The 26998-nt window shown below is 73.8% G+C and carries 29 protein-coding genes; 16 read left to right on the top strand and 13 right to left on the bottom strand.

Annotated features, from left to right (window positions below; all coding sequences use genetic code 11):
* Positions 1–147 precede the first annotated feature (147 nt).
* Positions 148–1182 (bottom strand): LLM class flavin-dependent oxidoreductase, encoded by a 1035-nt coding sequence (locus tag H8838_RS19305; protein ID WP_181313200.1) that lies wholly within the window; start codon positions 1180–1182, stop codon positions 148–150.
* A 267-nt stretch (positions 1183–1449) separates the two neighbouring features.
* Between H8838_RS19305 and H8838_RS19300 the strand changes: the two genes are divergently transcribed.
* Together H8838_RS19300 and H8838_RS19295 are read left to right on the top strand one after the other, a co-directional pair.
* A complete protein-coding gene (locus H8838_RS19300) occupies positions 1450–1746 on the top strand; it encodes a hypothetical protein (RefSeq protein ID WP_185994271.1) in 297 nt (98 codons plus the stop codon).
* Positions 1747–1771: 25 nt separating this feature from the next.
* Complete coding sequence (locus H8838_RS19295) at positions 1772–2326, top strand: DsbA family protein (protein WP_185994272.1); 555 nt, start codon at positions 1772–1774, stop codon at positions 2324–2326.
* A 67-nt stretch (positions 2327–2393) separates the two neighbouring features.
* Here the strand turns inward: H8838_RS19295 and H8838_RS19290 are convergent, their stop codons facing one another.
* Positions 2394–3020, bottom strand: coding sequence for a TetR/AcrR family transcriptional regulator (locus H8838_RS19290; RefSeq protein ID WP_185994273.1), 627 nt, complete (start codon positions 3018–3020; stop codon positions 2394–2396).
* A 57-nt stretch (positions 3021–3077) separates the two neighbouring features.
* Here H8838_RS19290 and H8838_RS19285 point away from each other — a divergent pair, with 57 nt between their 5' ends.
* Entirely contained in the window at positions 3078–4775 is a 1698-nt protein-coding gene (locus H8838_RS19285; RefSeq protein ID WP_224766269.1) for an FAD-binding protein, read from the top strand.
* On the opposite strand, the gene H8838_RS19280 is transcribed toward H8838_RS19285, so the two are convergent.
* Both H8838_RS19280 and H8838_RS19275 read right to left on the bottom strand, forming a co-directional pair.
* Complete coding sequence (locus tag H8838_RS19280) at positions 4748–5623, bottom strand: NAD-dependent epimerase/dehydratase family protein (protein ID WP_181313197.1); 876 nt, start codon at positions 5621–5623, stop codon at positions 4748–4750. The two genes, H8838_RS19285 and H8838_RS19280, sit on opposite strands and share 28 nt — an antisense overlap.
* Positions 5624–5692: 69 nt before the next feature.
* Entirely contained in the window at positions 5693–7021 is a 1329-nt protein-coding gene (locus tag H8838_RS19275; RefSeq protein ID WP_185994274.1) for an HNH endonuclease signature motif containing protein, read from the bottom strand.
* A gap of 100 nt (positions 7022–7121) precedes the next feature.
* On the opposite strand from H8838_RS19275, the gene H8838_RS19270 reads away from it, so the two are divergent.
* Entirely contained in the window at positions 7122–7697 is a 576-nt protein-coding gene (locus H8838_RS19270) for a GNAT family N-acetyltransferase (RefSeq protein WP_185994275.1), read from the top strand.
* Positions 7698–7762: 65 nt separating this feature from the next.
* Here the strand turns inward: H8838_RS19270 and H8838_RS19265 are convergent, their stop codons facing one another.
* Positions 7763–9118 carry a dihydrolipoyl dehydrogenase family protein gene (locus H8838_RS19265; RefSeq protein WP_185994276.1) on the bottom strand — a complete coding sequence of 452 codons (1356 nt, stop codon included), beginning with the start codon at positions 9116–9118 and terminating at the stop codon, positions 7763–7765.
* A gap of 113 nt (positions 9119–9231) precedes the next feature.
* Positions 9232–9789, bottom strand: coding sequence for a VOC family protein (locus tag H8838_RS19260; protein ID WP_185994277.1), 558 nt, complete (start codon positions 9787–9789; stop codon positions 9232–9234).
* Between the two features lie 67 nt (positions 9790–9856).
* Between H8838_RS19260 and H8838_RS19255 the strand changes: the two genes are divergently transcribed.
* Complete coding sequence (locus H8838_RS19255; RefSeq protein WP_185994278.1) at positions 9857–10696, top strand: AraC family transcriptional regulator; 840 nt, start codon at positions 9857–9859, stop codon at positions 10694–10696.
* A gap of 53 nt (positions 10697–10749) precedes the next feature.
* On the opposite strand, the gene H8838_RS19250 is transcribed toward H8838_RS19255, so the two are convergent.
* Together H8838_RS19250 and H8838_RS19245 are read right to left on the bottom strand one after the other, a co-directional pair.
* Positions 10750–12501: an alpha/beta-hydrolase family protein gene (locus H8838_RS19250; protein ID WP_185994279.1), complete on the bottom strand. Its 1752-nt coding sequence runs from the start codon at positions 12499–12501 to the stop codon at positions 10750–10752.
* 39 nt (positions 12502–12540) lie between these two features.
* A complete protein-coding gene (locus H8838_RS19245) occupies positions 12541–13080 on the bottom strand; it encodes an acyl-CoA thioesterase (protein ID WP_181313183.1) in 540 nt (179 codons plus the stop codon).
* A gap of 121 nt (positions 13081–13201) precedes the next feature.
* Here H8838_RS19245 and H8838_RS19240 point away from each other — a divergent pair, with 121 nt between their 5' ends.
* Genes H8838_RS19240 through H8838_RS19230 form a run of 3 tightly spaced genes read left to right on the top strand, consistent with a single transcriptional unit; the run spans position 13202 to position 15468 of the window.
* Positions 13202–13561 (top strand): YciI family protein, encoded by a 360-nt coding sequence (locus tag H8838_RS19240; RefSeq protein ID WP_181313224.1) that lies wholly within the window; start codon positions 13202–13204, stop codon positions 13559–13561.
* Between the two features lie 11 nt (positions 13562–13572).
* On the top strand, positions 13573–14835 hold the full coding sequence (locus H8838_RS19235) for an RNA polymerase sigma factor (protein ID WP_224766268.1): 1263 nt from the start codon (positions 13573–13575) through the stop codon (positions 14833–14835).
* 48 nt (positions 14836–14883) lie between these two features.
* A complete protein-coding gene (locus H8838_RS19230; protein ID WP_224766267.1) occupies positions 14884–15468 on the top strand; it encodes a GNAT family N-acetyltransferase in 585 nt (194 codons plus the stop codon).
* On the opposite strand, the gene H8838_RS19225 is transcribed toward H8838_RS19230, so the two are convergent.
* Both H8838_RS19225 and H8838_RS19220 read right to left on the bottom strand, forming a co-directional pair.
* The gene (locus H8838_RS19225) at positions 15465–15962 is read right to left on the bottom strand and encodes a DUF1648 domain-containing protein (protein WP_185994280.1); all 498 of its coding nucleotides are present in this window, start codon (positions 15960–15962) and stop codon (positions 15465–15467) included. The two genes, H8838_RS19230 and H8838_RS19225, sit on opposite strands and share 4 nt — an antisense overlap.
* Positions 15963–16035: 73 nt before the next feature.
* Positions 16036–17361 (bottom strand): HNH endonuclease signature motif containing protein, encoded by a 1326-nt coding sequence (locus H8838_RS19220; protein ID WP_185994281.1) that lies wholly within the window; start codon positions 17359–17361, stop codon positions 16036–16038.
* Positions 17362–17574: 213 nt separating this feature from the next.
* Between H8838_RS19220 and H8838_RS19215 the strand changes: the two genes are divergently transcribed.
* The 5 genes from H8838_RS19215 to H8838_RS19195 all read left to right on the top strand — a co-directional run bounded on the left by H8838_RS19215 (position 17575) and on the right by H8838_RS19195 (position 23622).
* Positions 17575–18195, top strand: coding sequence for an ABC transporter ATP-binding protein (locus H8838_RS19215; RefSeq protein WP_181313237.1), 621 nt, complete (start codon positions 17575–17577; stop codon positions 18193–18195).
* Positions 18192–19697: a DUF6297 family protein gene (locus H8838_RS19210; protein WP_185994282.1), complete on the top strand. Its 1506-nt coding sequence runs from the start codon at positions 18192–18194 to the stop codon at positions 19695–19697. Before H8838_RS19215 ends, H8838_RS19210 begins: the two co-directional genes overlap by 4 nt.
* Before the next feature lie 19 nt (positions 19698–19716).
* Positions 19717–21102: a cytochrome P450 gene (locus H8838_RS19205; protein ID WP_224766266.1), complete on the top strand. Its 1386-nt coding sequence runs from the start codon at positions 19717–19719 to the stop codon at positions 21100–21102.
* A 109-nt stretch (positions 21103–21211) separates the two neighbouring features.
* Positions 21212–22000, top strand: a complete 789-nt coding sequence (locus tag H8838_RS19200) for an MBL fold metallo-hydrolase (RefSeq protein WP_185994283.1) — start codon at positions 21212–21214, stop codon at positions 21998–22000.
* A complete protein-coding gene (locus tag H8838_RS19195; protein WP_185994284.1) occupies positions 21997–23622 on the top strand; it encodes a RecQ family ATP-dependent DNA helicase in 1626 nt (541 codons plus the stop codon). Before H8838_RS19200 ends, H8838_RS19195 begins: the two co-directional genes overlap by 4 nt.
* Here the strand turns inward: H8838_RS19195 and H8838_RS19190 are convergent.
* The 3 genes from H8838_RS19190 to H8838_RS19180 form a co-directional block, all read right to left on the bottom strand.
* Positions 23619–24143: a hypothetical protein gene (locus H8838_RS19190; RefSeq protein WP_185994285.1), complete on the bottom strand. Its 525-nt coding sequence runs from the start codon at positions 24141–24143 to the stop codon at positions 23619–23621. The genes H8838_RS19195 and H8838_RS19190 overlap by 4 nt on opposite strands.
* Positions 24144–24248: 105 nt before the next feature.
* Positions 24249–25070: a tail fiber protein gene (locus tag H8838_RS20250; RefSeq protein WP_185994286.1), complete on the bottom strand. Its 822-nt coding sequence runs from the start codon at positions 25068–25070 to the stop codon at positions 24249–24251.
* A gap of 105 nt (positions 25071–25175) precedes the next feature.
* Positions 25176–25532: a hypothetical protein gene (locus H8838_RS19180; RefSeq protein WP_181313242.1), complete on the bottom strand. Its 357-nt coding sequence runs from the start codon at positions 25530–25532 to the stop codon at positions 25176–25178.
* Between the two features lie 155 nt (positions 25533–25687).
* Here H8838_RS19180 and H8838_RS19175 point away from each other — a divergent pair, with 155 nt between their 5' ends.
* The 3 genes from H8838_RS19175 to H8838_RS19165 are packed head-to-tail and all read left to right on the top strand — an operon-like array spanning position 25688 to position 26994.
* Positions 25688–26212 carry a 2'-5' RNA ligase family protein gene (locus H8838_RS19175; RefSeq protein ID WP_185994287.1) on the top strand — a complete coding sequence of 175 codons (525 nt, stop codon included), beginning with the start codon at positions 25688–25690 and terminating at the stop codon, positions 26210–26212.
* Between the two features lie 43 nt (positions 26213–26255).
* Positions 26256–26636 carry a hypothetical protein gene (locus H8838_RS19170; protein WP_185994288.1) on the top strand — a complete coding sequence of 127 codons (381 nt, stop codon included), beginning with the start codon at positions 26256–26258 and terminating at the stop codon, positions 26634–26636.
* Positions 26637–26676: 40 nt separating this feature from the next.
* Positions 26677–26994 carry a hypothetical protein gene (locus H8838_RS19165; RefSeq protein ID WP_185994289.1) on the top strand — a complete coding sequence of 106 codons (318 nt, stop codon included), beginning with the start codon at positions 26677–26679 and terminating at the stop codon, positions 26992–26994.
* The last annotated feature ends 4 nt before the right edge of the window (positions 26995–26998 follow it).

Below are 26998 nucleotides of genomic sequence, written 5' to 3'. Positions count from 1 at the left end.
AGGCGCGACCGCCTGCGCAGGTGGCGTCCTTCTTCTGCCCAGCACTGGTGATCTCCGTCGTCCGCGGGCCGTTGGTCCGGCCGTCTGTGCCCAAGAGTGCCCCACTTCATCCTCGGCACGGACGCGGGTCGGCCCGACCCGCCGTGGTCAGCGCCAGCCGAGCGCCGGAGCCACGTGGGTGAGGATGCTCTCCAGCACGTGGGCGTTGTAGTCCACGCCGAGCTGGTTGGGCACGGTGAGCAGCAGGGTGTCCGCGGCGGCGATCGCGGTGTCCTCCCGCAGCTGCTCGACCAGCACGTCGGGCTCCGCGGCGTACGACTTGCCGAAACGCGCCCGGCCGCCCTCGAGCTGGCCGACCTGGTCCTGGCCGGTGCCCTCGGCGCCGAAGTACGCGCGGTCCCGGTCGTCGACGAGGGGGAAGATGCTGCGGCTGACCGAGACCCGCGGCTCGTGGGCGTGCCCTGCGGCCTTCCAGGCGTCGCGGAACCGCTGGATCTGCTCGGCCTGCAGCTCGTGGAACGGGACGCCGGTGTCCTCGGTGAGCAGCGTCGAGCTCATCAGGTGCATCCCCTTCTCGCCCGCCCACTCGGCGGTGGCCCGCGACCCGGCGCCCCACCAGATGCGCTCGCGCAGCCCGGGCGAGTGCGGCTCGATCCGCAGCAGCCCCGGCGGGTTGGGGAACATCGGCCGCGGGTGCGGCTCGGCGAACCCCTCCCCCTTGAGGATCTCCAGCAGCACCTCGGTGTGCTGGCGCGCCATCTGGGCGGGGTCGCCCGGCTGGCCGTCGGGGCCCGGCGCGGGCTGGAAGCCGAAGTAGCGCCAGCCGTCGACGACCTGCTCCGGTGATCCCCGGCTGACGCCGAGCTGGAGCCTGCCACCCGAGATCAGGTCCGCGGAGCCGGCGTCCTCGGCCATGTAGAGCGGGTTCTCGTAGCGCATGTCGATCACGCCGGTGCCGATCTCGATCCGGCTGGTGCGCGCGCCGACGGCCGCCAGCAGCGGGAACGGCGAGGCGAGCTGCCGGGCGAAGTGGTGCACCCGGAAGTACGCACCGTCGGCGCCGAGCTCTTCGGCCGCGACGGCGAGGTCGATGGACTGGAGCAGCGTGTCGGCTGCCGACCTGGTCTGCGAGTGCGGCGACGGCGTCCAGTGGCCGAACGAGAGGAATCCGATCTTCTTCATAGAAAGTTCAACCATCCTGGTGTCGTCGTTCTTCCCTGGTGTGCCGCCGTCGGCCGGCCGGTGCCGGCGCGGGACTTGCTCGGGGCTTGCGCGGGACCTGCGCGGGACCCCCGATGCCCCATTGTGGCGATGACCGAGGGTGACCGCGATGGCACGTTCGTCTGGTCTCGCCGTGGTCCTGCGGTCTCCCGGAGGGTTGTGCAGGGGTGGTCGCACGAGACGGCAGGGCGCCGTACGGGGACTGGTGGCGGGAGAGGTGAGGAACGGGTGGCTCGGGCTCAGCTGGTCGCCCTGGCGTGCGCCGGGGTGCTGATCGGTGTGCAGCCGGGAGTCCAGGACCTGGCGTCGACCGGTGGGGGCGAGCGTCCGCCGGGCGGGGTCTCGCTGCTCGACCCGTGGCTGGGTCCGTCGTGGTCCTGCTGGCAGGTCGCGGCCCGGGACGTGCGCGACCGGATCGAGCTGGTGGCCCAGGTCGGGCGCGAGATCGGGGACGGCAACGTCGTCCGTCGCCCAGGCGTGCGCTCCGTGCCGTCCCGCCCGGCCTGGCTCGCCTGCTTCGACTGACCGGGCGCGGCGTACCGTGGGCGCCGTGATCATCGACATCTGGGCCGACCTGGCCCACCTCGACAGCTACCTCGCGAAGGTGGCGCTGGAGTCGGCCCTCGCCGAGTGGGAGCACGGCGACGAGGTCGAGATCCTCTGGCACGCCTACCAGGTCGAGCGCCCGAAGACGTACGACGCGCACCGGGTGGTCGCGCTGGCCGCCGCTGCCGGCCGCGCCGACCAGCTCCGCGAGTTGATGATGAAGGCGTTCGTGACCGAGCAGGAGTCGCCCACCGACCCGGCGGTGCTGCTCCGGCTCGCCACCGAGGCCGGTGTGGACGCGGCCGACACGGAGCGGATCCTCGGCAACGACGAGTACGGGTACGACGTCCGGGTGGACGAGGCGACCGCCGCGCAGATCGGTTTCGGCGCCGCGCCGTACCTGGTGATCGACCGCAAGTACGGCGTGGGCGGCCCCCAGCCCAGCGGCGTCTACATGAACGCCCTGCAGTACGCCCACGACCACGTCGACGAGACGCCGGAGGAGCGTGGCGCCTCGGTCTGCGGCGGCGCCTGCGGGTCCTGCGGCTGTGGCGCCTGAGCCGTCGAGCTCCAGCCCTGTTGGCTAGGCCTGCGCGCTAGCCCCCCGCGCGCTAGGCCCCAACGATCTAGGCCCAGTCGCCCAGCAGCCGCCGGGCCTGGGCGACGCCGAGCCGCGCGGACTCCGCGTCCGCCGCGGTGGCGACGACGCCGTAGACCATCCGGACCGCCAGCAGCACGTCGTCGACCGCGAGGTCCTCGGTGATCGCGCCGGCCGCCTGCGAGGTCGCCAGCGCACGCTCCAGCAGGCGACGCAGGCGCTCGTCGCCGTCGTACGTCGGCAGGCTGCGTCGGGCGTCGACCACCATCTCGACGAAGGCGGCGGAGCCGACGATCAGCTCGACCAGGGTGCTCAGCAGCCGCTCGAAGACCTGGGCGTCGGTGCCCTGAGCGACCTCCTCCAGCTCGGCGAAGTTCTCCTCGAAGACCGCGAAGGCGAGGTCGTGCCGGCCCGGGAAGTGCCGGTAGAGCACGCCCTGCCCGACCCCCGCCTCGCGGGCGATCGCGTTCAGCGGCACGTGGTAGCCGCGCTCGGCGAAGAGCCTCCGAGCGGCCCGGAGGATCGCCGCGCGGTTCTCCGCAGCCGCGGCCGGACCGCGGTTGTGCTCCCGCGGCTGGGGCTGTCGGGCCGGACGTCGCGGAGGAAGCTGCGCGGACGGCTGGTCGCGCTTGTCTTCGGGGGGGCAGGGAGGCATGCTGGGCAGTCTACGAACCGGACAACGTTGTCCGGTTGGTCGAGGAGGAGAGCCGAGATGACCAGCACCGAGATGAGCAGCACCGAGATGAGCAGCACCAGCAGCTTTGACCACACCTACGACGTCGTCGTGGTCGGGACCGGCGCCGCGGGGTTCGCGACCGCGCTGGCCGCCACCGACGAGGGGCTGAGCGTCCTGATGGTGGAGAGCACCGCCAAGTGGGGCGGCAACACCGCCATGTCCGGCGGCGGGATGTGGATGCCGAACAACCCGCTGATGCGTCGCGACGGTGTCGGGGACTCCCGCCAGGAGGCGCTGGCCTACCTGGAGGCGACCGTCGGCGAGGAGGGGCGGTCCACCTCGCGTGAGCGCAAGGAGGCGTTCGTCGACGGCATCGACGACTTCGTCGAGACCGTGGAGAAGTACGGCGTGGAGCTGGTCCGCGCCCCCGACTACGCCGACTACTACCCCGAGCTGCCGGGCGGCAAGATCGGCCGCGGGCTCGAGGTCAAGCCCTTCGACCTCAAGCGGATCGGTGACTGGTGGAAGTGCTGCCAGGCCCCGGCCGGCCTCCCGGTCAAGACCGACGACGTCTGGCTGCTGGGTCGCTCCTGGGTGACCGTCTCCGGCGCCACGCGCGGCGCCCAGCTCGTCGGCCGCGCCCTGAGCGGCGTCGTGCGTGGCAAGAAGCTAGCCGGCATCGGTGCCGGGTTCGCCTCGGCGATGCTCGACGTCGTGGTCCAGCGCAACGGCGCCGAGCTGTGGCTCGAGTCGCCGCTCGAGGACCTGGTGATCGAGGACGACCGGGTCGTCGGCGTGCGGCTCACCCGCGGTGGGCGCCCGGTCACCGTGCGGGCGACCCGCGGCGTGATGCTCGCCGCCGGCGGCTTCGACCACAACAAGGAGATGCGCCGCAAGCACCACGGCATCGACGGCTCGCCGTCGGGCGCCCCCGGCAACCTCGGCGCCCCGATCGAGATCGCCGCCCGCGCCGGTGCGGCGCTCGAGCTGATGGACGACGCCTGGTGGGGCGCCTCGATCGCGCCGGTCGGCGACGGGGAGAGCCCTGCCTTCATCGTGAGCGAGCGGTCCTTCCCCTACTCGATCATCGTCGACTCGCGCGGCGACCGGTTCGCCAACGAGTCCGAGTCCTACGTCGACCTCGGGCACCACATGCTCGAGCACGACAAGGACGGGACGTACTGGATGATCAGCGACCGCCGGCACGCCCGTCGCTACCTGCGCACCTATGCCATGGACCCGCGCAAGAACAAGGAGATGGTCGAGGCCGGGATCATGGTCAAGGCCGACTCGATCGACGAGCTCGCGCGCAAGCTGAAGATCGACCCGGCCCGGCTGGGGTCCACGGTGGAGCGGTTCAACGGCTTCGCCCGCTCGGGGGTCGACGGTGATTTCGGTCGCGGCAACTCGGCGTACGACCGCTACTACGGCGACCCGACCGTGCGCCCCAACCCGTGCCTGGGCCCGCTGGAGAAGGGTCCGTTCACGGCGTTCAAGGTCGTCATCGGCGACCTCGGCACCAAGGGTGGCGTGGTCACCGACACCGAGGGCCGGGCGCTGCGCGAGGACGGCTCGGTGATCGAGGGGCTCTACTCCGCGGGCAACAACTCCGCGTCGGTGATGGGTCGGACCTACCCCGGTCCCGGCTCGACCATCGGCCCCGCCGTGGTCTTCGGGATGCGCGCCGGCCGGGACATGGCCAAGGCTCAGGTGGCGGTGCCCAGCGCCGGGTAGTCCCGGTAGCCCTCCCGGTAGCTCGGGTAGGCCGGCTCCCAGCCGGTCGCCCGGAGCCGGGCGTTGGAGAGGCGCTTGCCGTGCCGGTGGGGGACCGACGGCTTCGGCGGGCGGGGGCCGCCGATCCGCTGGGCGAGGTACGCCGCGACCTCGCCCAGCACGGCCGGCTCGTCGTCGGTGCCGACGTAGAGGGGCCCCGGCGCGACCGGCCGGGTGAGCAGGTGGACCACCGCCTCCGCGGCGTCGTCTCGGTGCAGGCGGTTGGTCCACCGGTCCGGGTCGGTGACCTTCCCCGAGAGCACCTGGTCGGCGAACCGGCTGGGTCCGCGCCCGTAGAGCCCGGAGAGCCGGAGCACGGTGCCGTGCGGCACGCGCTGGAGGAAGAGCCGCTCGGCCTCCAGGAGCATCCGCCCCGGTCCGTCGGCCGGGCGGGCGTGCGTCGACTCGTCGACCAGCTCACCCTCGGCCACCACCCCGTAGACCGCGGTGGAGGAGACCAGGACGGCCCGCCGCGGGATCGCCCCGACGGCCTCGAGCCCGTCGAGCGCGTAGCCCAGGCCCTCGACGTACGTCGACCGGTAGGCCTCCTCGCTGCGTGGGCGCGCGGTGAGCGCGACCACGAGGTGTTCGAGGTCCATCGGAGGCAGGGCGGGTGGTCCGGCGGTGAGGTCGGCCGCGATCCCCTCCAGGGGCGGGGGGACGAGGTCGGCGCGCCGCCGGAGCGCCACGACGCGCTGTCCGCGGGCGGCCAGCCGGAACCCGATGCTGGTGCCCAGGTCCCCGCAGCCCACGAGCAGGGCGTCGGCGCCGGTGGCCGGGGATCCGGTCTGGGTCGGCTCGGAGGGCATGGCGCCACGGTACGTCGGGCGGTCACACCGGCCCTCTCGGCGCCGGCCTGCTGGTCTCTGCTCATCGGCCTACCGCCGCCGGTGGAAGCGCACGTCGCCGTTGGCCAGGCGCTTCGTCAGGTAGTCGGGGTCGTGGGCGCGGTGGTGGTGCCAGGGGCAGAGGTGCGTCAGGTCGGCCTGGTCGGTCGTGCCGCCGCGGCACCAGGGATCGCGGCCGTGGTGGGCCTCGCACATGGTGGCCGGCACCGAGCAGCCGATCGTGCGGCAGGTGGGGTGTTCCAGGGCCGTCTTGAGGCGCTGTCCGCGGGTGAAGAGCCGGCTGCTCCGCCCGAGGTCGAAGACCTCGGAGTCGGTGCCCAGGACCGCCGGGATGATCGTGGCCTGGCAGGCCAGGCGGCGCGCCTCGCCCGCGGTGATCCGGGAGGTGTCGGCCGGCGCGCCGAGCGTGGTGGCCTCCCCGAGCCCGGTCCTCAGCGTCTCCAGGTCGACGGTGACGACCAGGCTGGTCGCGGAGCCGCCGTGCAGCGGCATGACCTCCGCGGGCAGACACTCCAGCAGCGCGCAGAACGCCTGTCCCTGCACCCGGTCGAAGGGGAGCTTGATCCCGGTGGCCGGGTCGACGATCCCCCGCCCTGGGGTCCATCGGGGCCCGGCAGCGGTGCGCGGCGCGGTGAAGGCGTCGAGGTAGGTCTTGAGCCGGGTGGCCAGCGCCTCGGGGATCCGGGCGTGCACGTCGGTCGAGCCGTCGCCGCGGCGGCGCATCGTGAGCCTGGTGGCCGCTCCGGCCCGGCGCTCCGCAGCCTCGAGGCGGCGGCGTTCGGTCTCGTCGGCCACCTCGGGCGCCACGGTGCTGAGGATCTTCCCCCCGAGGGTGCGGAGCTCGCCCGGGGAGTGCAGCGCGGCCAGCTCGATCAGCCGGGCCTCCGCCAGCCCCAGGACCTCGGCGGAGACCGGCTCGCCCTGACCGTCGGGCACTCCCCGGGAGTCGGTCCCGACCGAGGCCAGGTCGTCCAGGCAGCGGATGATCACCCTGGCCTGCGCGACGGCGACCTCGCCGGACTGCACCGCGGCGCCGGTCGCCTGCCAGGTGTGGGCCAGCCCGCCCGCCAGCCGCTGGGCGCCGGACGCGGTGCCGCGGTCCATCCGGGCGTGCGCGGCGAGCCAGGCGGCCGCGTCCCGTTCGCCGGTGAGGCCGGCCAGGTCGCCGGCGCTGTCGAGGACCCGGAGCCAGACCGCCTCCACCTGGGCGCGAGCCCGTGCGAGCTCGAGCAGCGCCGTCCGCTTCTGCGTGGTCGTCATGAACGCCGGGTCCACGCGGTCGACCTCCCGCACCGCGGCGAGCACCGTGTCGGCACACCTCAGCACGGGGTGCGCGGAATCGGCGGTGGTCCAGGTCATGGATCGAAACTAGCGCCGGGCGCCGACACTGTGCTGACGTTATCCACACACCTGTTCGAACGAGACGGGGTAGGCTGACGAGCACGAGAGAGGAGGACCGATGACGATCGAGGTGAAGCCTGCGACCCTGAGCAGGTTCGACGACGTGGCGACCATGCTCGGACCCAAGAGGCCCGATGCCAACGTCTGCTGGTGCCTGAGCCACCGGATCGACTCGAAGACCAACCGTGAGCTGGCCGGGACCGCGCGTCGCGACGCGATGCGCGACCTCTGCGCCCGCAAGGTCTCCCCGGGCGTGCTGGCCTACGACGGGGACGAGGTGGTCGGCTGGGCGGCCGTCGCGCCGCGTGCCGACCTGCCGGTCGCGAGGTCGACGAGGATCAAGCCCATCGACGACCTGCCGGTCTGGTCGGTGATCTGCGTCCGGGTCCGGCCCGGGCACCGCGGCCAGGGCATCTCCCACCACCTGCTCGCCGGTGCCGTGGCGTACGCCGCCGAACAGGGCGCGCCGGCCGTCGAGGGCTACCCCGTGGACAACGACGGCCAGAAGGTCGACCTGACGATGGCGTTCGTCGGCACCCGCAGGCTCTTCGAGGACGGCGGGTTCACGCTGGCGGCGCGCACCGACGCCGTCGCGGGCGGCTTCCCACGCGTGGTGATGCGCCGACCGGTCTGACCGAGCGGGGCTACTCCGGCACCGGTCGACCGCGCACGGACTTCGGGCCTCAGCGCCGCAGCCACTCAGTCCAGCAGCCCCTCCAGGGCCGGCACGAAGCCCTCGCTGTACGTCGGGAACTGCGGGACGTGGTCGAGGAGCCGGTCGATCGGGATCGCTGCCCCGATGGCGAGCGCCGCCTGATGGATCCACTCGCTCGCCTGCGGCGCGACAGCCCAGGCTCCGACGAGCAGGTCCGTGTCCGCGTCGGCGACCAGGCCCAGCCAGGCGCCGGTCGGCTCCTCCTCGTAGGTCCAGGGGCGCGCCAGCGCGGCGGTGAGATCGACCTGCGAGGTGCGGACGCGTCGACCCCCGGCCACCGCCTGCTCCTCGGTCATGCCGACGGCGGCGATCTCCGGATGGCCGAAGACGACGCGGGGAACACTGTCGTACCTCGCGGTCCGCGGGCGTCCCAGGATCGCCGCGGTGGCGATGCGCGCCTGGTACTTCGCCACGTGCGTGAACATCGCCGTCCCGGTGACGTCGCCGACGCCCCAGACGCCTGCGCCGGCATGGCAGTGCTCGTCCACGGCGAGGGCACCGTGCCCGTCGAGGGTGACCTCCAGCTCCTCCAGGCCCAGGCCCTCGGTCCGAGGACGCCGGCCGGTGGCCAGGACGAGGACATCTGCGGTCAGCACGCTGCCGTCGTCCAGCACGAGCGAGCTGTCGGCGCCGTCCTTGAAGGCGCGGACCGGTCCCGCTCCGAGGCGCAGGTCGATCCCCCGGGCGCGGAGGTGCTCGGCCGCCAGCTCGCCGACGCGCGGCTCCTCGCGCCGCAGCAGGCGGGGTCCTCGTCCCACCAGCGTGACCTGCGCGCCGTACCCGGCGAGGTACTGGGCCACCTCCACGGCGACCGCGCTCGCCCCGATGACGACGACCCGGCCGGGGACCTGCTCGAAGCCGGTCGCCTCCCGGTTGGTCCACACGGTGCACTCGTCGAGCCCCTCGATCTCCGGGACGACCGAACGGGAGCCGGTCGCCACGATGACGTGCTGCGTGACCAGGCGGCGTCCGTCGACCTCCACCACACCCGGACCGGCGATCCGGGCCTCGCCCCGCACCACCGTGGCGCCCTGGTCCTCGTAGCCGGCGACCTGCTTGGCGTCGTCGAGGTGCCGCACCATGGCGTCCCGCCACTGCCGAGCGGCCTCCCAGTCGAGGGGAGGTGTGGTGACCCCGGGGGCGGCCGCCGCCTGGAGCGCGAGCTCCACGGGACGCAGCAGGGTCTTCGACGGGATGCACGCCCAGTAGCCGCACTCGCCGCCGATCAGCTCTCGTTCCACGACGGCGACCCTCTTGCCCGCCTGCAGCAGGCGGGTGGCTGCGACCTCCCCGCCAGGACCCATGCCGATCACCACGGCGTCGTACGCGTCGTCCGTCATGCCCTGCTCCTCTCGCGTGCCTGCCCGGTCGATCTCCACTCTCAGGCCCGACGCCCCACCTCGTCGAGGGTGCTGACGACGAACACCCGGCCGCATCCCCGCGCGGGGGCGTCTCAGCCCTGCTGCGCCGCCCACTCCGCGACCCGGGCCGCGCTCTCCTCCTCCGACAGGTCCTCCACCCGGGTCATGATCGACCAGCGCACCCCGAACGGGTCGCGGATGCTGGCGAACCGGTCGCCCGAGACGAACGTGCTCACCGGCTCGCGGATCGTCGCGCCCGCCTCCTCCGCCCGAGCGACGAGCGCGTCGACGTCGGCGCAGTAGAGCCCGAGCGCGTAGCAGTCGTCCTCGCCCGCCGGCGGGGCGACCAGGTGGTAGTCGGGGCTGGGCTCACCGAGCTGGATCCGGCCGTGCCCGAGGTCGAGGTCGGCGTGCACGACTACCCCGTCCATCTCCGTGACGTCGACGACCCTCGCGCCGAAGACGTCGCGGTAGAAGTCGAGCGCGGCCCGGGCGTCCGGGACGGCGAGGAACGGCGTCACGCTGGTGTAGCCGTGCGGGACCCCGCGGTCGGTGTGCTTGCCGGAAGCGGCGCCCGGGATGCCCTGTGCTGTCTGTGTGGTCTGGGCTGTCGGTGTCGTCTGGTCGGTCTGGTCCTGTGTCGAGTTCATGGGATCCACGCTAGGAAGGCGCGGGCCGCCCTGGCTTGGAGATACACGACAGCCCTAGGGTCGATCGGTGACCACCGACGACGCCGGGGAGCCGGGCGGGAAGCGGGCGGACCGGGCCGCCGACGGCCGGGGCATCCTCTACCCCGCCGCGCTGCCCACCTTCCACCGCGAGCCGGCCGCGGAGCCCCTCGCGACCTGGGTCCGGTGGTTCTGGATCCCGGAGTGGGACCTGGCGCCCGGCCGGGTCTCCCGGCAGCACGTCATCGCGTTCCCGGCCTCCAACCTGGTGGTCGAGCAGGGTCTGGTGGCGCTCTCCGGGCCGACCACCCGGCGCTGGCACCGGGACCTCACGGGCCGCGGCTGGGTCGTGGGCGCCCACCTGCGCCCGGCCGCCGTCCCGCTCCTGGTCGACGACCCGGGGTCGGTGCGCGACGACTACCGGCCGCTCGACCTGCCCGACCTGCACGCGAGCGTCGTGGCCGCGATGACCGGGTCGGGGTCGCCCGCCGAGCGACGGTCGGCGGCGGTGACGGCGTACGGCGACTGGCTGCTCGCCGTGGCTCCCGAGCCGGACGACCACGCGTTGCTGGCCAACGCGATGGCCGACGCGATCGACTCCGACCCCGAGGTGCTCAAGGTCGAGCACATCGCGGAGCGCCTCGGCGTCTCGCCGCGCACGGTCCAGCGCCTGGCCCGGAGGTACGTCGGGCTACCGCCCGCGGCGATGATCCGTCGGCGCCGCCTGCAGGAGGCTGCGGAGCGGATCCGTACGGACCCGTCCGCCGACCTGGCGGGCGTCGCCGCCGAGCTCGGGTACGCCGACCAGGCGCACCTGGCGGCCGACTTCCGCACGGTCCTCGGCCTGAGGCCGAGCGACTACCGGGTGGGGGACCGACCGGCCGACTGACGGACCAGCGGGGATCAGCGAGGGGGGATCAGCGCAAGGATCAGCAGGGGTGATCAGCGGGGCAGGCGGGCGAGGCGCTGCCGCAGCTCCGCGACCCGGTCCTCGTCCCAGCTGGCCGGCTGCAGCATCGCGACCCAGGCGGTCAGCGGCTGGGTGCCGTACTTGTGCCCGAAGTCCTCGTCGAACGCCGTGCTCACTGCCATGTCGACGGCCAGGTTGAGGAAGGTGGAGACCGGGGCCCACTCCATCGCCGGATTGACCGCCGGGTCGAGCGGTTCGGAGAGCCAGTCGGGCTCGGTGACGGCGGTCTGCCAGTCCCACCAGACGATCGGGTCGTCGGCGTGCTGGAGGAAGACCGCGCGCGGGTGGCCGACGATGTCGGAGTCCCGGTTGGCGAACAGGACCTCCTCGCCGCCGACCACCGGCTTGACCTGGGTCGAGCCGGTCTGCCGCTCGGCCTCGGCCTCGCGCCGCAGGTGCACGGTCTCCGGGGGCCCGACCCACAGCGACGCGGTGGTCTCGGCGACGAGGTCGTCCAGGTCGTCGAAGGCGGCGCTGGCGCCGAAGGAGCCCAGGCTCTCCCCGGCGACCAGCAGGTCGGGTCGCCGGTCGGCGGGCAGCTCGGCGATCCGCGCGTCCACCGCGCCGATCAGCGCCCTCCCGGTCTCCTGCGCGGCCTCCTCCTCGGTGAGGAAGGCCAACGGGCTCGGCAGGTGGGAGTACTGGAGCGAGACGGTTGCGACGTCGCCGGCGTACAGGTGCTCCACCGGCTGCACCAGCTGCTCGTTGACCCACCCGGTCCCGGTCGGGACGACCACCAGCACGGCCTCCCGGTCGAAGGCGCCGAACCGCTCCAGCTCGTCGAGGGCGAGGTCGGCCCGCTCCTGGGGGTCGTCGGTGGTGGCCCGGCCGACGTAGACCCGGATCGGCTCCACCGCCTCGCCACCCGGTGCGAACGCGGCGATCTGCTCGACGGTCGGGCCCCGGCGCAGGAAGAGCCGTCCCTCGTCGCCGACCTCCTCCCAGGCCACCTGGGACGCCGGTCCGGTCGAGCGCAGCCGGGAGGTGGGTGGCTCGACGTCGCCGTCGATCTCCAGGTCGGAGACGGTGAACGCCTCGTTGAGCGCGTCCAGGGTGCGCTGGTAGACCCAGGTGTTGAGCGCGGTGACCGCGAGCCACAGCACCAGGACGGTGGAGAGGACCGCGGCGATCCAGCGCGGCAGCACCCGGCTGCCGGCTCGCGCGGTACGCCGCCGCAGCCAGCGCACCGGCCAGGCCAGGGCGAGCAGCGCGGCGCAGACCAGGAGGGCGACCAGCAGGGTGCCGCCGTACAGCAGCCAGGCGCTGGAGGGCTCGTGGTCCAGCCGCTCCCAGGTCCACCGGTGGTCGTGGACCGCGTCCCGGCTGGCCCAGCCGACCAGCACGGCCAGGAGGAGGCCGAGCCCCAGCCGGAGGCGAAGGTCGGCGGCCGGTGCCAGGGCGCGGGGGCGGCGTCCGAGGCGGCCGAGTGCGGCCTCGACGCACCAGGTGAGGGTGGCGCCGACGACGTACCCCAGGGTCAGGGCGAGCTCGGAGACCACACCCTGGAAGAGCCAGTCGCGGGGCAGGAGCGTCGGGCGCAGCGACTGTACGAAGAAGAGCGCCGCGAGCCCCACCCCCAGCAGCCGAGGCCGCCGGAGGAGCCGGACCACGGCGGCATCCGGGATCACGGCGACATCCGGGACCACGGCGGCATCCGGGACCACGGCGGCATCCCGGTCCGCCGGCGAGCGGTCCGGCTCCGGGTGGTCGCCGCCGTCGGGCATGTCAGGAGTCTAGGGATCCGGGCTGCCCGCGGACAGCGCTCAGGCCACCGCGTCGTGGCCGGTCTGGCGCACGCCGACCGCCCAGTCCTGCACCCACTGCGGCAGGGTCAGGTCGGGCACGAGGGGGCCGGGCTCGAGCGCCTCGATCACCTCGGCGGCGGGCACCGACCCGCCGTCCTTGCGCAGCACCCGCGCCTGCACGACCGCCTGGGCGTAGAGCTCCCCGCCCACCTTGAACGTCTGCTGGAAGTAGAGCGCCTTCTCGTCGGTGCCCAGCAGGGTGGTCCGCAGCACGAACCGCTGGCCCGGCTTGAGGGAGCGGCGGTAGCGGATCGTCTGGGCCGCGACCACCGAGTACCAGCCGCGCCCGGAGAACTGCTTGTGCATCCGCGAGCGGAGCATCAGGTCGACCCGGCCGAGGTCCATCAGCCCGAAGTACTTGGCGTTGTTCATGTGGCCGACGGTGTCCAGGTCCGAGGGCCAGACGCGGGAGGAGTACGTCGAGCCGTCCCAGACCGAGATCCGGCGGTGTCGCCAGCGGGTCAGGAGCATCCCGACCAGGCGGAAGTAGAGGTTCACCGGAGAATTCTGCGGGACGGGACGAGAAAAGATCTTCCGGGGTGTCGCATCCGCATGGTTGCGTTCGTGGAAGGGGTGACGCACGACCACGACGGTCGCGCCCGACCTGAAGGAGAACGTCATGGCCCAGTACCTGCTGTCCGTCCACGGATCCGTCGACGACGGGGAGTTCGGCCCGTACGAGAGCAAGGAGCAGATGGAGCAGGCGTTCGCCGACACCGGACGCTTCAACGAGACCCTGCAGGCCCAGGGGCACTGGGTCTTCGCCGGTGGTCTGATGCCCGCCCACACCGCCACGGTGGTCGACGGCCGCCAGGACGACGTGGTCGTCACCGACGGCCCCTACCTGGAGTCCAAGGAGCACATCGGCGGGTTCTGGGTGATCGAGGCCAAGGACCTCGACGAGGCGCTCAAGCTCGCCGCCGAGGGGTCGAAGGCCTGCGTCGGCACGGTCGAGGTCCGGCCGTTCCAAGGGGAGTGAGCCGCGTCCGCGTGAGCCAGGACGAGGTGGCGGCCCGGATCGAGCTCCTGCACCGCGAGGAGTTCGGCCGGATCGTCGCCGCGCTCGCCGCCCGGTTCGGCGACCTCGGGCTGGCCGAGGAGGTCACCCAGGACGCCTTCGCCGAGGCGGTACGCCGCTGGCCCGCCGACGGCGTACCTCCGCACCCGCCCGGATGGCTGGCCACCACCGCGCGCAACCGTGCCATCGACCGGCTGCGCCGGGAGTCGACGCGGCAGGCCAGGCACCGGGAGGCGCTGATGATCCAGGGTGACGACGGCGGTGGCGACGGCGGGGACGACGGTCTCGTGACCTCGATCCCGGACGAGCGGCTGCGGCTGCTCTTCACCTGTTGCCACCCGGCGCTGGCTCCGGCTACCCGGGTGGCGCTGACCCTGCGGCTGCTGGGTGGGCTGACCGTCCCGGAGATCGCCGCGGCGTTCCTGGTGGAGGAGCGGGCGATGGCCCAGCGGATCACCCGGGCCAAGCAGAAGATCGCCGCCGCCCGGATCCCCTACCGGGTGCCCGACGACGCGGAGCTCCCGGACCGGCTGGGCGGCGTGCTGGCCACCCTCTACCTGGTCTTCAACGAGGGGTACCTGCCGCGCCACGGCGACCAGCCGGTGCGCACCGACCTGTGCGCGGAGGCGATCCGGCTGACCCGGGTGCTGCGGGTGCTGATGCCCGACGAGCCCGAGGTGATGGGGCTGCTGGCGCTGATGCTGCTCACCGAGGCGCGCCGCCCGGCCCGCGTGGTCGACGGCCGGCTGGTGCCCCTGGCCGAGCAGGACCGCACCCGGTGGGACCACGCCCTCGTCGCCGAGGGGCACGCGCTGGTCCGCGAGTGCCTGCGCCGCAACCACGCCGGGCTCAGCCATCCCGGCCACCACCAGCTGCACGCCGCGATCAACGCCGTGCACACCGACGCGGCGACCGCCGAGGAGACGGACTGGTCGCAGCTGCGCGCCCTCTACGACCAGCTGTACGCCGTCACCCCGACCCCGGTGGTCGCGCTCAACCGGGCGCTGGTGGTCGCCGAGCTCGACGGACCCGAAGCCGGGCTGGACCGGGTAGACGAGCTGGCGGGTGCCCTCCCGTCGTACCAGCCGTGGCACGTCGCCCGCGCCGACCTGCTGCGCCGGCTGGGGCGAACCGAGGAGGCGCGAGCCGCGTACGACCGGGCGATCGCGATGACCGAGAACGAGGCCGAGCAGGCGTTCCTGCGCGGACGTCGCGACGGGGGCGAGCGCGGCTGAGGGGAAAAGCGCTGGGCGAGCCGGCCGCACCGGACTAGCGTCCGAGGCATGGACGACCTGGACCCGGAGCCTCGACCGGCTGTGCCCGCCCCCGCCGACCTGGTGGTCCGCGCCGAGGAGCCGGACGATGCCGCCGCGGTCGACGCCGTGGTCGCCGACGCGTTCCGGGGAGCCCCCTACTCCGCGCCGCCGTCCTCGCCCGGGGGTCCGCCTGGCGAGGTGGACCTGCTGCGGCTGCTCCGGCGCGACGAGGGCTGGCTGCCGGAGCTGGCCCTCGTGGCTGAGGTCGACGGGCAGATCGTCGGCCAGGTGGTCTGCACCCGGGCGCACGTGGACGAGGTGCCGGTGCTCGGGCTGGGCCCGGTCTCGGTGCTGCCCGCCCACCAGTCCCAGGGGATCGGTGCGGCGCTGATCCGCGAGGTCGTGCGGCGGGCCGAGCAGAGCGGCGAGACGCTCGTCGGGCTGGTGGGTGACCCCGCCTACTACGGCCGTTTCGGCTTCGTGCCTGCCCACGAGCTCGGCGTCGAGTCGCCGGTCACGGAGTACGGAGACCTCTTCCAGGCGCTCGCGCTCGCGGGACGCCCGCATCCCCGGGGTCGGTTCAGGTACGCCGCCGCGTTCGACGCGTTCTAGCCGACGCGCAGCATCCGGACGATCCCGACGACCGGCGCGGCGAGCACGAGCACGAGTCCCGCGCATGAGATCGCCAGCCCGGTGCTCTGGGAGGGGGACGCGGAGGCGCTCGACGTCGCGCCCAGCACGATCCCCAGGAACACGGTCGACAAGCCGACCCCGGTCCACGACATCATCCGGGAGGACTCGAGGTGCAGGACGGCTCGGTTCTGGTCGGTGACCTCCCGCGGGTAGCTGTGCCACTGCGGCCGCCGGGCGAGGAGTGTCGTTCCCGCCAGCAGCCCGACCCAGAGCGCGAGCAGGACCAGCAGTGCCCATCGAGGACCCCAGTCGTCCGGCTCGCCGCTGGCGCCGAAGTGCGTGGGCACCTCGCCCAGGTCGCCGTACCGGAGCAGCAGCACCATGGCCCCGGCCGCCAGCAGCACCCAGGCGATCACCTCGAGGGTCCGGGGAGGTGGCGGCTGCGACGGGTCGTCGGGCGCTGCGGTGGTCATGGGGCGCGAGCATGCCACGCAGCACCGGCTGGGGCAGCGAGGGTGTGTCGGTCGTCGGGCGCCGCACCCTCCCTCACCGCCGCCTGCGGAACCGGACGTCGCCGTCCGGCATCCGGGTGGTGGTGTAGCCGGGATCGTGGGCCCGGTGGTGGTGCCAGGAGCAGAGGAACTCCAGGTCGGCCAGGTCCGAGCCGCCGCCGGCGGCCCAGGGATCGCGGGCGTGGTGAGCCTCGCACCAGGTGGACGGGATCGAGCAGCCCTCGGCCCCGCAGGTGTGCTGGGTCAGGGTCTTGGCGTCCCGTTGCTGCACGGTGAAGAACCGCGTTGCTCGACCCAGGTCCAGCGGCACCGAGTCGGAGCCCAGCACGGCGGGGACGATCTGGGCCTGGCAGGCCATCCGCCTCGCCGCGGCGGTGGAGATGGTGGTCACGTCGTCCCCGTTGCTGAGGATCGAGCCGGTGCCCAGGCCGGTGCGCAGGGCCTCCAGCCCGATCGTCACCAGCACCCGGGTGGCGGAGCCGCCGTGCACCGGCATCCGCGCCGGGTCGGCGGCCTCGAGGAAGGCGCAGAAGGCCAGGCCGTGCAGCCGGTCCTGCGGGAGCCGCTCGCCCGTCGACGGGTCCCGGTGCCCGAATGCTCCCAGCCCGGTGGCGGCACCCGTCGCCTTGCCATCGTCCTGCTTCGGTGAGGTCCAGGAGTCGAGGAACGTCCGGAACCTCGCGGCCACGTGGTCCGGGATCCGGCCCTTCACCTCCGTCGAGCCGTCGCCGCGGCGCTGCAGGGTCAGCCGGGTCGCCGCGTGCGCCCGCCGCTCGGCCCGTTCGAGCAGCTTGCGCTCGTGCTCGTCGTACGTCTCCGGGGCGACGACCTGGAGGATCTTCGCGCCCAGGGCGGCCAGCTGCGCCGGACCGAAGGTGGCCGCGTCCGCGACCAGCCGCGCCTCGGCCCGGTCCAGCACCTCGGTCGGCACCTCCTCGCCAGGCAGGGGGTCGATAACCAGCGCGTCCAGGGCCCTCACGATCACCCGTGCCTGAGCCAGGTTGACCGAGCCGTCGGCCAGACCCGCCCCGACCCGCAGCCACCGCTCGGCCACGGCACCGGCCAACCGCTCCGCGGCCCTGGCAGGACCGAACCCGGAGCGGGTCCGGCTGGCCAGCCACTCGGCGGCCGACCGCGCGCCGTCGGCCTCGGTCGCGCCCGCCGGCACGCCGGCGGCCCGGATCACCCGCATCCGGAGCGACTCCATCCGGTCGCCGAGGCGGGACAGCTCGAGCATGGCCTCACGCTGGGCCCGCTCGGAGAGGTAGTCCGGGTCGGCGTCCTTCGCCAGGTCGAGCGCCCCGGAGATCAGCGCCACCGCCTGCGTGATCGGGTGCTCGCTGCCAGCCTGCTGCCACATCCCAGGACCCCCGTCCCCGACGCCGTACCGGAGCCCGATGCTCCGACACAGATGAGTCAATCGGCCGCCACCGACAGAACGGCACCACATGACCGGCCTGGTCTCGAACCGTGGACGTATGTTCGAAAAAAGTCCGATGGGTCGCGACTGCCGCCCATCCACAGCGTCGGGACCCCGTGCCCGCACGCCCGTTCCCTGCCCTAGGCTCTGCGCGTGCTGACGGTGCGGGGGCTGACCAAGGAGTTCGGCGGACGACGCGTGCTCGAGGGCGTCGACCTCGACGTCGCCGAGGGTGAGGTGGTCGCGCTCGTGGGCCCCAACGGGGCCGGCAAGACCACCCTCATGCGTTGCCTCGTCGGGATCGAGGAGCCGGAGGACGGCGAGGTGCTGCTCGACGACCGGCCGCTCGACACTCGCGAGGCCGACGTCCGCGGCGACGTGCTGGCACTGCTCGACGACAGCGCCTGGTTCCCCGACCTCACCGTGCTCGAGCACCTCGACCTGCTCGCCCGCGCCGACAGCGTGGTCGACCCCACGGAGGTCGCGCGCGCCGCGCTGGTCGACGTCGGGCTGACCGGGGTGGCCGACCAGGTGCCCGGCACGCTCAGCTCCGGACAGAAGCAGCGGCTCTCCCTGGCCGTCGCGCTGGTCCGGCCGTGGCGGCTGCTGCTGGTCGACGAGCCGGAGCAGCGGCTCGACACCGCCGGCCGCGCGTGGCTGGGTGAGTGGTTGGGCCTGCAGGCGGCCGAGGGTCGCTCGGTGCTGATGGCGTGCCACTCCGAGGACCTGGTGGCGGCCTCCGGCGCCCGGGTCGTCGTGGTCAGCGGCGGATGACCTCCCTCGACGCCACCCGGGACCGGGGCGGCGACGACGTCGCCGCCCGCGAGGCGGCGCGCGCCCTCGCGGTCGCCCGCTCCCGAGCCTCGGAGGCCGGCGAGAGGTTCGCCGACCTCTACGTCTGGATCTTCAGCACCGCGCTGATCACCGTGTGGATCCTCTCCTTCGCCCGGGAGACCTTCACCGGACGCACGTGCAGCGCCGGCGCGTGCGCGGTGCAGGACCACCCGGCGTACGCCGCCCTCGCAGTCGTCTGCCTGGGCCTCGGCGCGCTGCTGCTCGCCCTCGGGGCGGCGGGTCCGGTCTCCGCGGAGCGGGCCACCGCCCGCTGGCTGCTCACCACGACCGCGGACCGGGCGGTGCTGCTCCGGGGCCCGTTCGGCGCGGCGGTCACCGGCGGGGCGTTCGGCGGGGTGGTCGTCGGGCTGCTGGCGGCGATGGCCGCGCAGGGCGGTGGTCTCGAGCCCGCCCCGCTCGCCGCCGGGGCCGCCCTCGGCGCCGTCGTCGGTGCCCTGGTCCCGCTCGCGCTGCTGCCCGCCCAGACGGCGCGGCCGTGGGGCCGGGCGCCGGGCACCCTCCCGGCCGGTCTGCTCGGCGGGGTCGGTCTCGCCCTGCTCAGCTGGGTGCTGCTCGGCGGGGCCGGGCTGCCGGAGTCCCCGGCGCTCACGGCCGACGGAGTGGTCGCCGCCGCCTGGGTGGCCGCGGGCGTGCTCGCGCTGGTGCTGGTCGCCGGTCTCGCCCTCACCCTGCGCACTGCCGGCCGCCTCGCCGAGCTCTCTGACGCCCAGCTGGCCCGGGGCCGGGAGGTGGTCGACGCGGTCGCGGACTCCGCCCTGATGCTCGACGCCTCCCCGCTCACCGGGCTCCAGCGCCGCCGCGCCGACCAGCGCCGCGGCCGGCACCCGTCCCGTCCGTTGCGCGGCCGTGGCGGGCTCGCGTTCCTGGTCGCCGACGCCCGGCAGGTGCGCCGGCGCTGGCGCGCGGTCGCTGTCACCTTCCTGGCCGTGCCGTTCGTGCTGGTGGCGGGCGAGGGGTTCGGGTACGGCGCCGCCATCCTCGCCGCGACCGCCGTCGTCGCCTGGGCGGGTCGGCAGGCCGGGGCGGGCCTGCGCACCTGGCTCGGGTCGCGCGGGCTGCGCCGCTCGGTGCGCGCCGCCCCCTGGACGGTGACGCTGGCGCTCACCGCCGCGCCGACGCTGGCGTGCGCGCTGGTCGCCGTGCCGGCGGTGCTGCTGGTCGACGGTCCCTGGTGGGGCGGGGTGCACCTGGCGGTCGCCGGACTGGCCGCGACGATGCGCGCCGCCGACCCGCCGCCGGTCGAGCTGGGCGCGGTGATCAGCACGCCCGCGGGGGCGCTGCCCACCGGGCTGATCTTCTCGGTGCTGCACGGGCCGGACCTGGCGCTGCTGCTCGGACTGGCGCTGGTGCTCGTCGGCGAGCCGTACGTCGTGGTGACGGCGCTGGCCGCGTTGGGACGACAGGTGGTCAAGGAGCGCTGAGCGGGCCACACTGGCTGGCGTGTCGTCCACTGCCGCGAAGCCCTCGCCCGCTCGCTCCGGGCCCGTCCAGGCCGTCTCCGCCCTGACTCGCCGGATCCCCGCCGGGCTGCGCCCGACCCGGGCGATCCACTGGGGTGTCTCCGAGGGGCTGCCCCGGTTCGCGCTGCGTACCTCGGCGCGCCGCGGCGACCTGCAGGGCCGGCTGGTGGTCGCCACCAACCAGCCGGACCCGGCCCCCGCGTGGCAGGTGATCGAGGACATCCGCGCCCGAGGACCGCTGCCGCGCACGGCGTTCGGCCGGGTCACCGCCCGGCACGCGGTGGTCCGCGAGGTGCTCAGCAGCCCCGCCTTCGCCGCCGGCGTACCAGGCCCGGCGCAGCCTTGGCTGGTCCGGCTCCGCGACTGGGCGGCGCCCGACACCCTCCATCCCATGCATCCGCCGTCCTTGCTGGTCACCGAGCCGCCGGACCACGTCCGCTACCGCAAGCTGGTCACCCGGGTCTTCACCGCGCGGGCGGTCGAGCGGCTCCGGGACCGGACCGAGGAGATCGCCGCGGGCCTGCTCGACGACCTGGCCGCGCGGGCGGGCGACGGCCCGGTGGACCTGGTCGAGCACTACTGCGCCCCGCTGCCGGTGGCGGTGATCTGCGAGGTGCTCGGGGTGCCGGAGGACCAGCACAGCAAGGTGCTGGAGATGGGCACCGCCGCGGCCGCGAGCCTGGACATGGGCCTGCCCTGGTCGGAGTACCGGCAGGTCGACACGGCGCTGGCCGCCTTCGACACCTGGCTGAGCGACCACCTGCGCCTGCTGCGGAGCCGGCCCGGCGACGACCTGATGAGCCAGCTGGTGCGCGCCCAGGACGACGGCGTGGGGCTGAGCGAGCAGGAGCTGAAGGCGACCGCCGGGCTGGTGCTGGCCGCCGGCTTCGAGACCACGGTCAACCTGCTCGGCAACGCGGTGGTGTTGCTGCGGGAGAACCCCGAGCAGCTCGCGGTCCTGCGCGAGGACCCGTCGTGGTGGGGCAACGCGGTGGAGGAGGCACTGCGGGTGGATCCGCCGGTGCTGCTCACCGCGCGCACCTGCCGCGAGGAGACGACCGTGGCGGGCGTGTCGGTCAGCCCCGGGATGCTGGTCGCCACCGTGCTCGGCGGGGCCAACCGGGACCCGGAGGTCTTTGCCGACCCGACTCGGTTCGACGTGAAACGTGCCAACGCCCGCGAGCACCTCTCGTTCTCCGCCGGCCGGCACCACTGCCTGGGCGCCTCGCTGGCCCGGATGGAGGGGGAGGTCGGGCTGCGGGCGCTCTTCGACCGGTTCCCCGACCTGCAGCTCGCGCCCGGCGCCGTACGTCGTCCCACCCGGATCCTGCGCGGCTACCACCGGCTGCCCGTCGTCCTGGCCTGACGGCGACTCCCCGGGGGGAACTGCCAGTTCCTGACGGTTGCCACGGTCAGGAAGTGCGAGTTTCACCGGGGCCCCGGTGAAACCGCCACCCCCCGGGTACCTCCGAATCGTGGACAACCTCACCTTCGTCGGGACCGCGACGACCCTGCTCCGGCTGGGTTCCTTCACGGTGCTGACCGACCCGAACTTCCTGCACCGCGGGCAGCGGGCCTACCTCGGCAAGGGGCTCTGGTCGAAGCGACTGACCGAGCCGTCGATGCAGCCGGGTGACCTCCCACCGTTGGACGCGATCGTGCTCTCGCACTTGCACGGCGACCACTTCGACCGGATCGCCCGGCGCGAGCTGGTCCGGGAGCAGCCGGTGATCACCACGACGAAGGCGGCGGCCAAGCTGCGTACCTGGGACTTCGACGCCCACGGCCTGGAGACCTGGGAGTCCGAGACCCTGACCAAGACCGGCGAGGCAGGCCCGGAGACGCTGAGCGTCGAGTCGCTGCCCGGCATCCACGCCCGCGGGGTGATGGGGGCGCTGCTGCCGCCGGTGATGGGCAGCCTGCTCACCCACCGGGTCGGGGGCGCGGTGGCCCGTCGGGTCTACCTGAGCGGCGACACGCTGACCGGCGACCACCTCGACGAGATCGCGCGGCGGCACCCGGAGATCGACGTGGCCGTCGTCCACCTGGGCGGCACCCGCGTGCTCCTCCACACCGTGACCATGGACGACGTGCAGGGCGTGGACTTCCTGCGCCGCGTGCAGCCCACCAAGGCCGTCCCGGTGCACTACGACGACTACGGGGTCTTCCGCTCGCCGCTCTCAGCCTTCACCCGGCGGGCCCGGGAGGCCGGCTTCGGCGACCGGGTGCAGACGGTCCAGCGCGGGGAGACCGTGCTGCTGTGAGCGCCTCGATCGACCTGGGCGCAGCCGCTCGGGAGCACTTCGGCTACGCCTCGTTGCTGCCCGGTCAGGACGAGGCGGTGAGCGCCCTGCTGGGCGGCCGCGACGTCCTGCTGGTCTCCCCGACGGGCTCGGGCAAGTCGCTGACCTACCAGCTGACCGGCGTGCTCAGCGAGGGCCTGACGCTGGTCGTCTCGCCGCTGCTGGCGCTCCAGGCCGACCAGCTCGCCCATCTCGAGGAGGCAGGGCACGCGGCGGGGCGGATCAGCTCGGCGGAGTCCCAGGCCGAGCGCGAGCAGGTGCTCAAGCGGGCGGGGGCCGGGGAACTGAGCTTCCTCTTCCTGGCGCCCGAGCAGCTGGCCAACCCCGAGGTCCGTACGGCGATCGCTGCGCTGCGCCCGGTGCTGGTCGCGGTCGACGAGGCGCACTGCGTCTCGGCGTGGGGCCACGACTTCCGGCCCGACTACTTCCGGCTGGGCGACCTGGTCGACGAGCTCGGCGGTGCGCGGCGACCACGCGTGGTCGCGATGACCGCGACGGCGGCACACCCGGTGCGCGAGGACATCGCAGAGCGGCTGGGCATGCACGACCCGCTGACTGTGGTCACCGGCTTCGCCCGGGACAACCTCGCCCTCGAGGTGGTGCGCGCGGTCGACCCGGAGCACCAGCGCCGGCTGGTCCTCGACCTGGTGCAGGAGCGCGCAGCCGCGACCGAGGGCCACGGCTCCGGGCTGGTCTACGCCCGCACCCGCAAGGGCGCCGAGATGTACGCCGAGCAGCTGGCCGAGCTGGGTCTGCGTACGGCGGTCTACCACGCGGGGCTGCCGCAGCGGACCCGCGAGGAGGCGCACGCCGCGTTCACCGAGGACCGGGTCGACCTGGTGGTCGCGACCTCGGCGTTCGGGATGGGCATCGACAAGCCGGACATCCGGTACGTCGTGCACGCCGACGCCCCGGAGTCGCCGGACACCTACTACCAGGAGGTGGGCCGGGCCGGCCGCGACGGCGAGCCCGCGCGCGGCACGCTCGTCTACCGGCCCGAGGACCTGTCGCTGGGCAAGTTCTTCTCCGCGACGGTGCCGCGGCGCAAGGACGTGGAGAAGGTGCTCCGCGCGATCGATGCGGCCGGCAGCACCGACCCGCGTGAGGTGACCGCGGCGTGCGAGTTCGGTGCGCGGAAGACCGGCCGGATCCTCAACCTGATCACGCTGGCCCGGGAGGTCGGCGCGATCGACGACTCCGCGGGCCCCTACGCCACCGCCACCGCGGTGATCGACCGGGCCGAGGCCCAGCGCCGGCTGGAGGACTCCCGGGTCGAGATGATGCGGGGGTACGCCGAGACCGACCGCTGCCGGGCGGCGTTCCTGGTGGGCTACTTCGGTGAGCAGCAGGAGGACCCCTGCGGCCTCTGCGACAACTGCCGCGCCGGCCTGGTGGAGGAGACCGCCGAGGTCGCCGCGGACGCGCCGTACCGGGTGCAGTCGCAGGTGCGGCACGCCGAGTTCGGGGTCGGCACCGTCACCGACGTCGAGGAGGACCGGCTGACGATCCTCTTCGGGGACGTCGGCTACCGGACGCTGTCGCTGGAGGTCGTGGAGGCCGAGGGGCTGCTTCAGCGGGCTTAGGACTGGTGCCGTGGGAGCGGCCCGACGTCCGAGTGCCGCCCCTCCCGCAGCGCCGCGTGCCGCTGCCCGGGACCGGGCCCGTCCTTCGCCGCCAGGGCGTCGGCGGCCAGCCCGGTCACGAAGGCGTAGACGCTCTTGTGCAGCAGGTCGACGACGAGCTCCTGGCGCGGCCAGGTCTGCGGCGGGGCACCCACCCCGGTCGCGTTCTCCAGGATCTGGTCGTTGGTCAGCCGCACCACCGCGAACTTCGCCGAGGCCAGTGGTCCGCGCAGGCCCACCTGGGCCATCAGCGACCGCAGCACCCCGACCAGGGCTCCCTGGCCGTAGTGCATGGCGAGGTTGAGCGCCCGCGACTGCTCGCGCGGCTGCTCCGGGAGCCCGGTGAGCCGGGCCAGCACCCGAGCGGGGACGTAGGAGTCCGGCCGTCCGGTGAGCCGTTGCTCGAGCTTCTCGCCGGCCGTCATCACCACGGTCCCCACCGCGCCGGAGACCAGTCCCTGCCAGAGCACTCGTCGCATCATGGGTGTCTCGTACCCAGGTGCGGCCCGGTCATGGCCGCTCAGGCGGGATGCGCGGCGTCGTGCTCCTGCCCGGTGCGCTCACGAGGCGGCGCCGGTTCGCGACGATCAGTCGCGGGCGGGGTAGATGCCCTCCGTGCAGATCATGTAGCTCGTGCCGTTGGGCGCTGCTGCCCGCAGGTCGGGCAGTCGGAAGGTCGTCCTGCCGTCGCCGCCGTACGTGGTGCCGAGCAGGCTGAACAGCGCCGTGTTCGTGTTGATCGCCAGGTACTGCCCGGCCGCGGGGACGCCCTGTCCGACGGTCGGCGAGGCGGTGAGCATCAAGGAGCCCATCACGCACTCGCCACTCCGGCTACCACCGGCGCTGCCGGTGTTCTGTCCGAGGACCGTCGCGCCCGGGCCGGCTGGTCCGGCAGGTCCCTGGATGCCGGGAAGGCCGCGCTCGCCCTGGGGACCCGCGGGACCAGCGTCTCCCGGCTCGCCCTTCTCGCCCTGGGGGCCGGCGGGTCCAGGGTCGCCCTTCGCGCCGGGCTGACCCTCGGCTCCGGCCGGCCCGGCAGGTCCGCGATCACCCTCCGGCCCGGCGGGTCCCGGAACGCCCGGCACGCCCGGAACGCCCGGAACGCCCTGCTCGCCAGGCGCTCCGGCGCTGCCCGGCGCCCCGGGTGCCCCGGCCGGCCCGACCGCTCCGGCAGGACCCGCCGGACCTTGCTCGCCGACCACCCCGGTGGTGGAGATCGTCACCAGCTTGGTCTTCTTGGGGCACTTGCCCTTCTTGGCAGCCGACACCACCACGTCCTTGGACGTGGTGCACACCTTCACCTGAGCGGGGGAGTTGGCGGAGACGGCCGCGGCGAGGCCGAAGCCACCGCCGACCAGGACGACGGACGCGAGGACCGTGGCGGTCGCTCGACTCTTGAGGGGGGACATAGGTCTACCCAACTGATCCTCGTGGGGGGAGCGCCATAGCACGTTCGGCTCAGATCAGGCCCCCGAGGCGACTAGTCACCCTGACGGTCGGGCTCAGATCGACGGCTACTCGATCCCGGCGACCCGGTCGAGCTCCTGGAGCAGGTCGTGGGCGGCGGTCTCGACCTGCTTGTGCCGCCACTCCGAGGCTCGGTAGATGCAGGCGATCAGGCCGCTGCGGTGGACGCGACGGAAGTCGCCGTACGCGAACGCGTAGCGCGCCTTGGTCTCGTTCTTGGCGCCGACCTTGAGGCCGAGGTGCCAGCCCGAGTAGTCCGCCCACCCGTGCCGTTCGAGGTAGGCGTTAGCGGCGTCCGCGTCGGGCTGTACGTCGCCCCACTCGCTGTCCAGGACGTACTGACGCGCCGCGATCAGCTCGCGCGCCTTCGCCACTGCTGCTTCGTTGACCTCGTAACGCGCCATGGGGGGCCTCGCGTCTCGTCGTCGCATCTGTCGGGTCCGACATGGTGGCACGGAACGGGCGACGGAAACCGCCCTCAGGGGGTCGGTTCTCCAGGTCTGGACCGGGCAACCGAGGGCGAGCCGCCCGTCCTCACCTGCTGACCTATCCTCCAGTCGTGGCCGACCACGCTCTCGAGCTCAGCTTCGAGCCCAGCTCCGCGGCCGCGGTGGTGGCGCAGTGGGAGGCGCTCAAGGCCGCCGGCGTGCCGTCGCAGGCCGACCACCGGTCGATGACCAACTCGCCGCACGTCACGCTCGTCGCGACCGCCGCTGCCCTCGACGACACCGTCGTCGACGACGCCCGCGAGACGATCGGGCGGCTCCTGCCGGCACGGATCGCCCTGCGGGGGGTGGTCATGTTCGGGCAGGGTCCCCGGGTGACGCTCGCCCACCTGGTCGAGCCGGACCAGGCTCTTGCGGACGCCGCCGCTCGGGTCCGGGCGCTGGCCCCGACGCTGCGGCACCCGGTCTGGACCCCGCACGTCACCGTCGCGCGGCGCGTGCCGCGGCGGCTGCTCCCGACGGCGCTCGAGGTGCTGCACGACACCGACGCCCCGCGCGAGCTGGTCTGCGACCGCCTCCGCTGGTGGGACCCCGAGCAGGCCCTGATCGAGGACGTCGCGGTCGCCGACCTCGGGTGAGGCGGCGTACGACGATGTCCGTGGTCGCTGCGATGCTGGCGCGGTGAGCCCCCAGATCCGCCCCAGCTATCCGGTCGTCCTGCTCGTCGGACGGGAGGACTTCACCCCGCCCACCTCGTTCGGCGACGCCAACGTCGCCGCCACCCGCGACTGCCTCGCGGTCGGCCTGCGCAACACCGAGCTCGGGGGCGTCGAGGTGCAGATCGTCCCCTCGACCGAGACTGCGGTCGTGGCCCGGCTCGATCTCGAGCACCTCGGCGACTTCGAGGTCGAGTCCGAGGGCCTGCTGAGCCTGCGCGACGTCCACGGCCGGGAGTACGACGCCATGGGCGTCGAGGCCGGCACGCACCGGGTTACCGTGCTCGGCACCGACCTCTCCGAGCCGGACGACGTGGTCTTCGTGGTCGCCGTCGCCCGCGCCTAGGCTGGAGGCGTCCAGCTCCCGCCATGAACCGAGGTCTCCCGTGCCCGCCAGCCGCTCCGCCCGACTGAGGAAGGCCAGCCTCGAGGCAGGGGAGCTGGCCGTGGTCCAGATCGACGTCGCCCCCGACGACTCCTTCGCCTACAAGTTCTCGTGCACGCAGTGCGAGGTGCCGCGGCCCGGCAAGGGCACCCGCGCGTGGAGCACCCGCCGTCCCGGTGAGGACAACGGCTACCTGGCTGCCATGGACCGGTGGATCCTGCACCTCACCGCCAAGCACCCCGACGTACAGGCGCCGTGCCTCGCCTACCTGCCCGAGGCGCAGGCCCGACTCCAGGAACGCCGCGACGCCCGAGGCTGACGAG

This window comes from Nocardioides campestrisoli (assembly GCF_013624435.2).
GTDB lineage: Bacteria > Actinomycetota > Actinomycetes > Propionibacteriales > Nocardioidaceae > Nocardioides > Nocardioides campestrisoli.
This window is presented reverse-complemented; position numbering and strand designations above follow the sequence as displayed.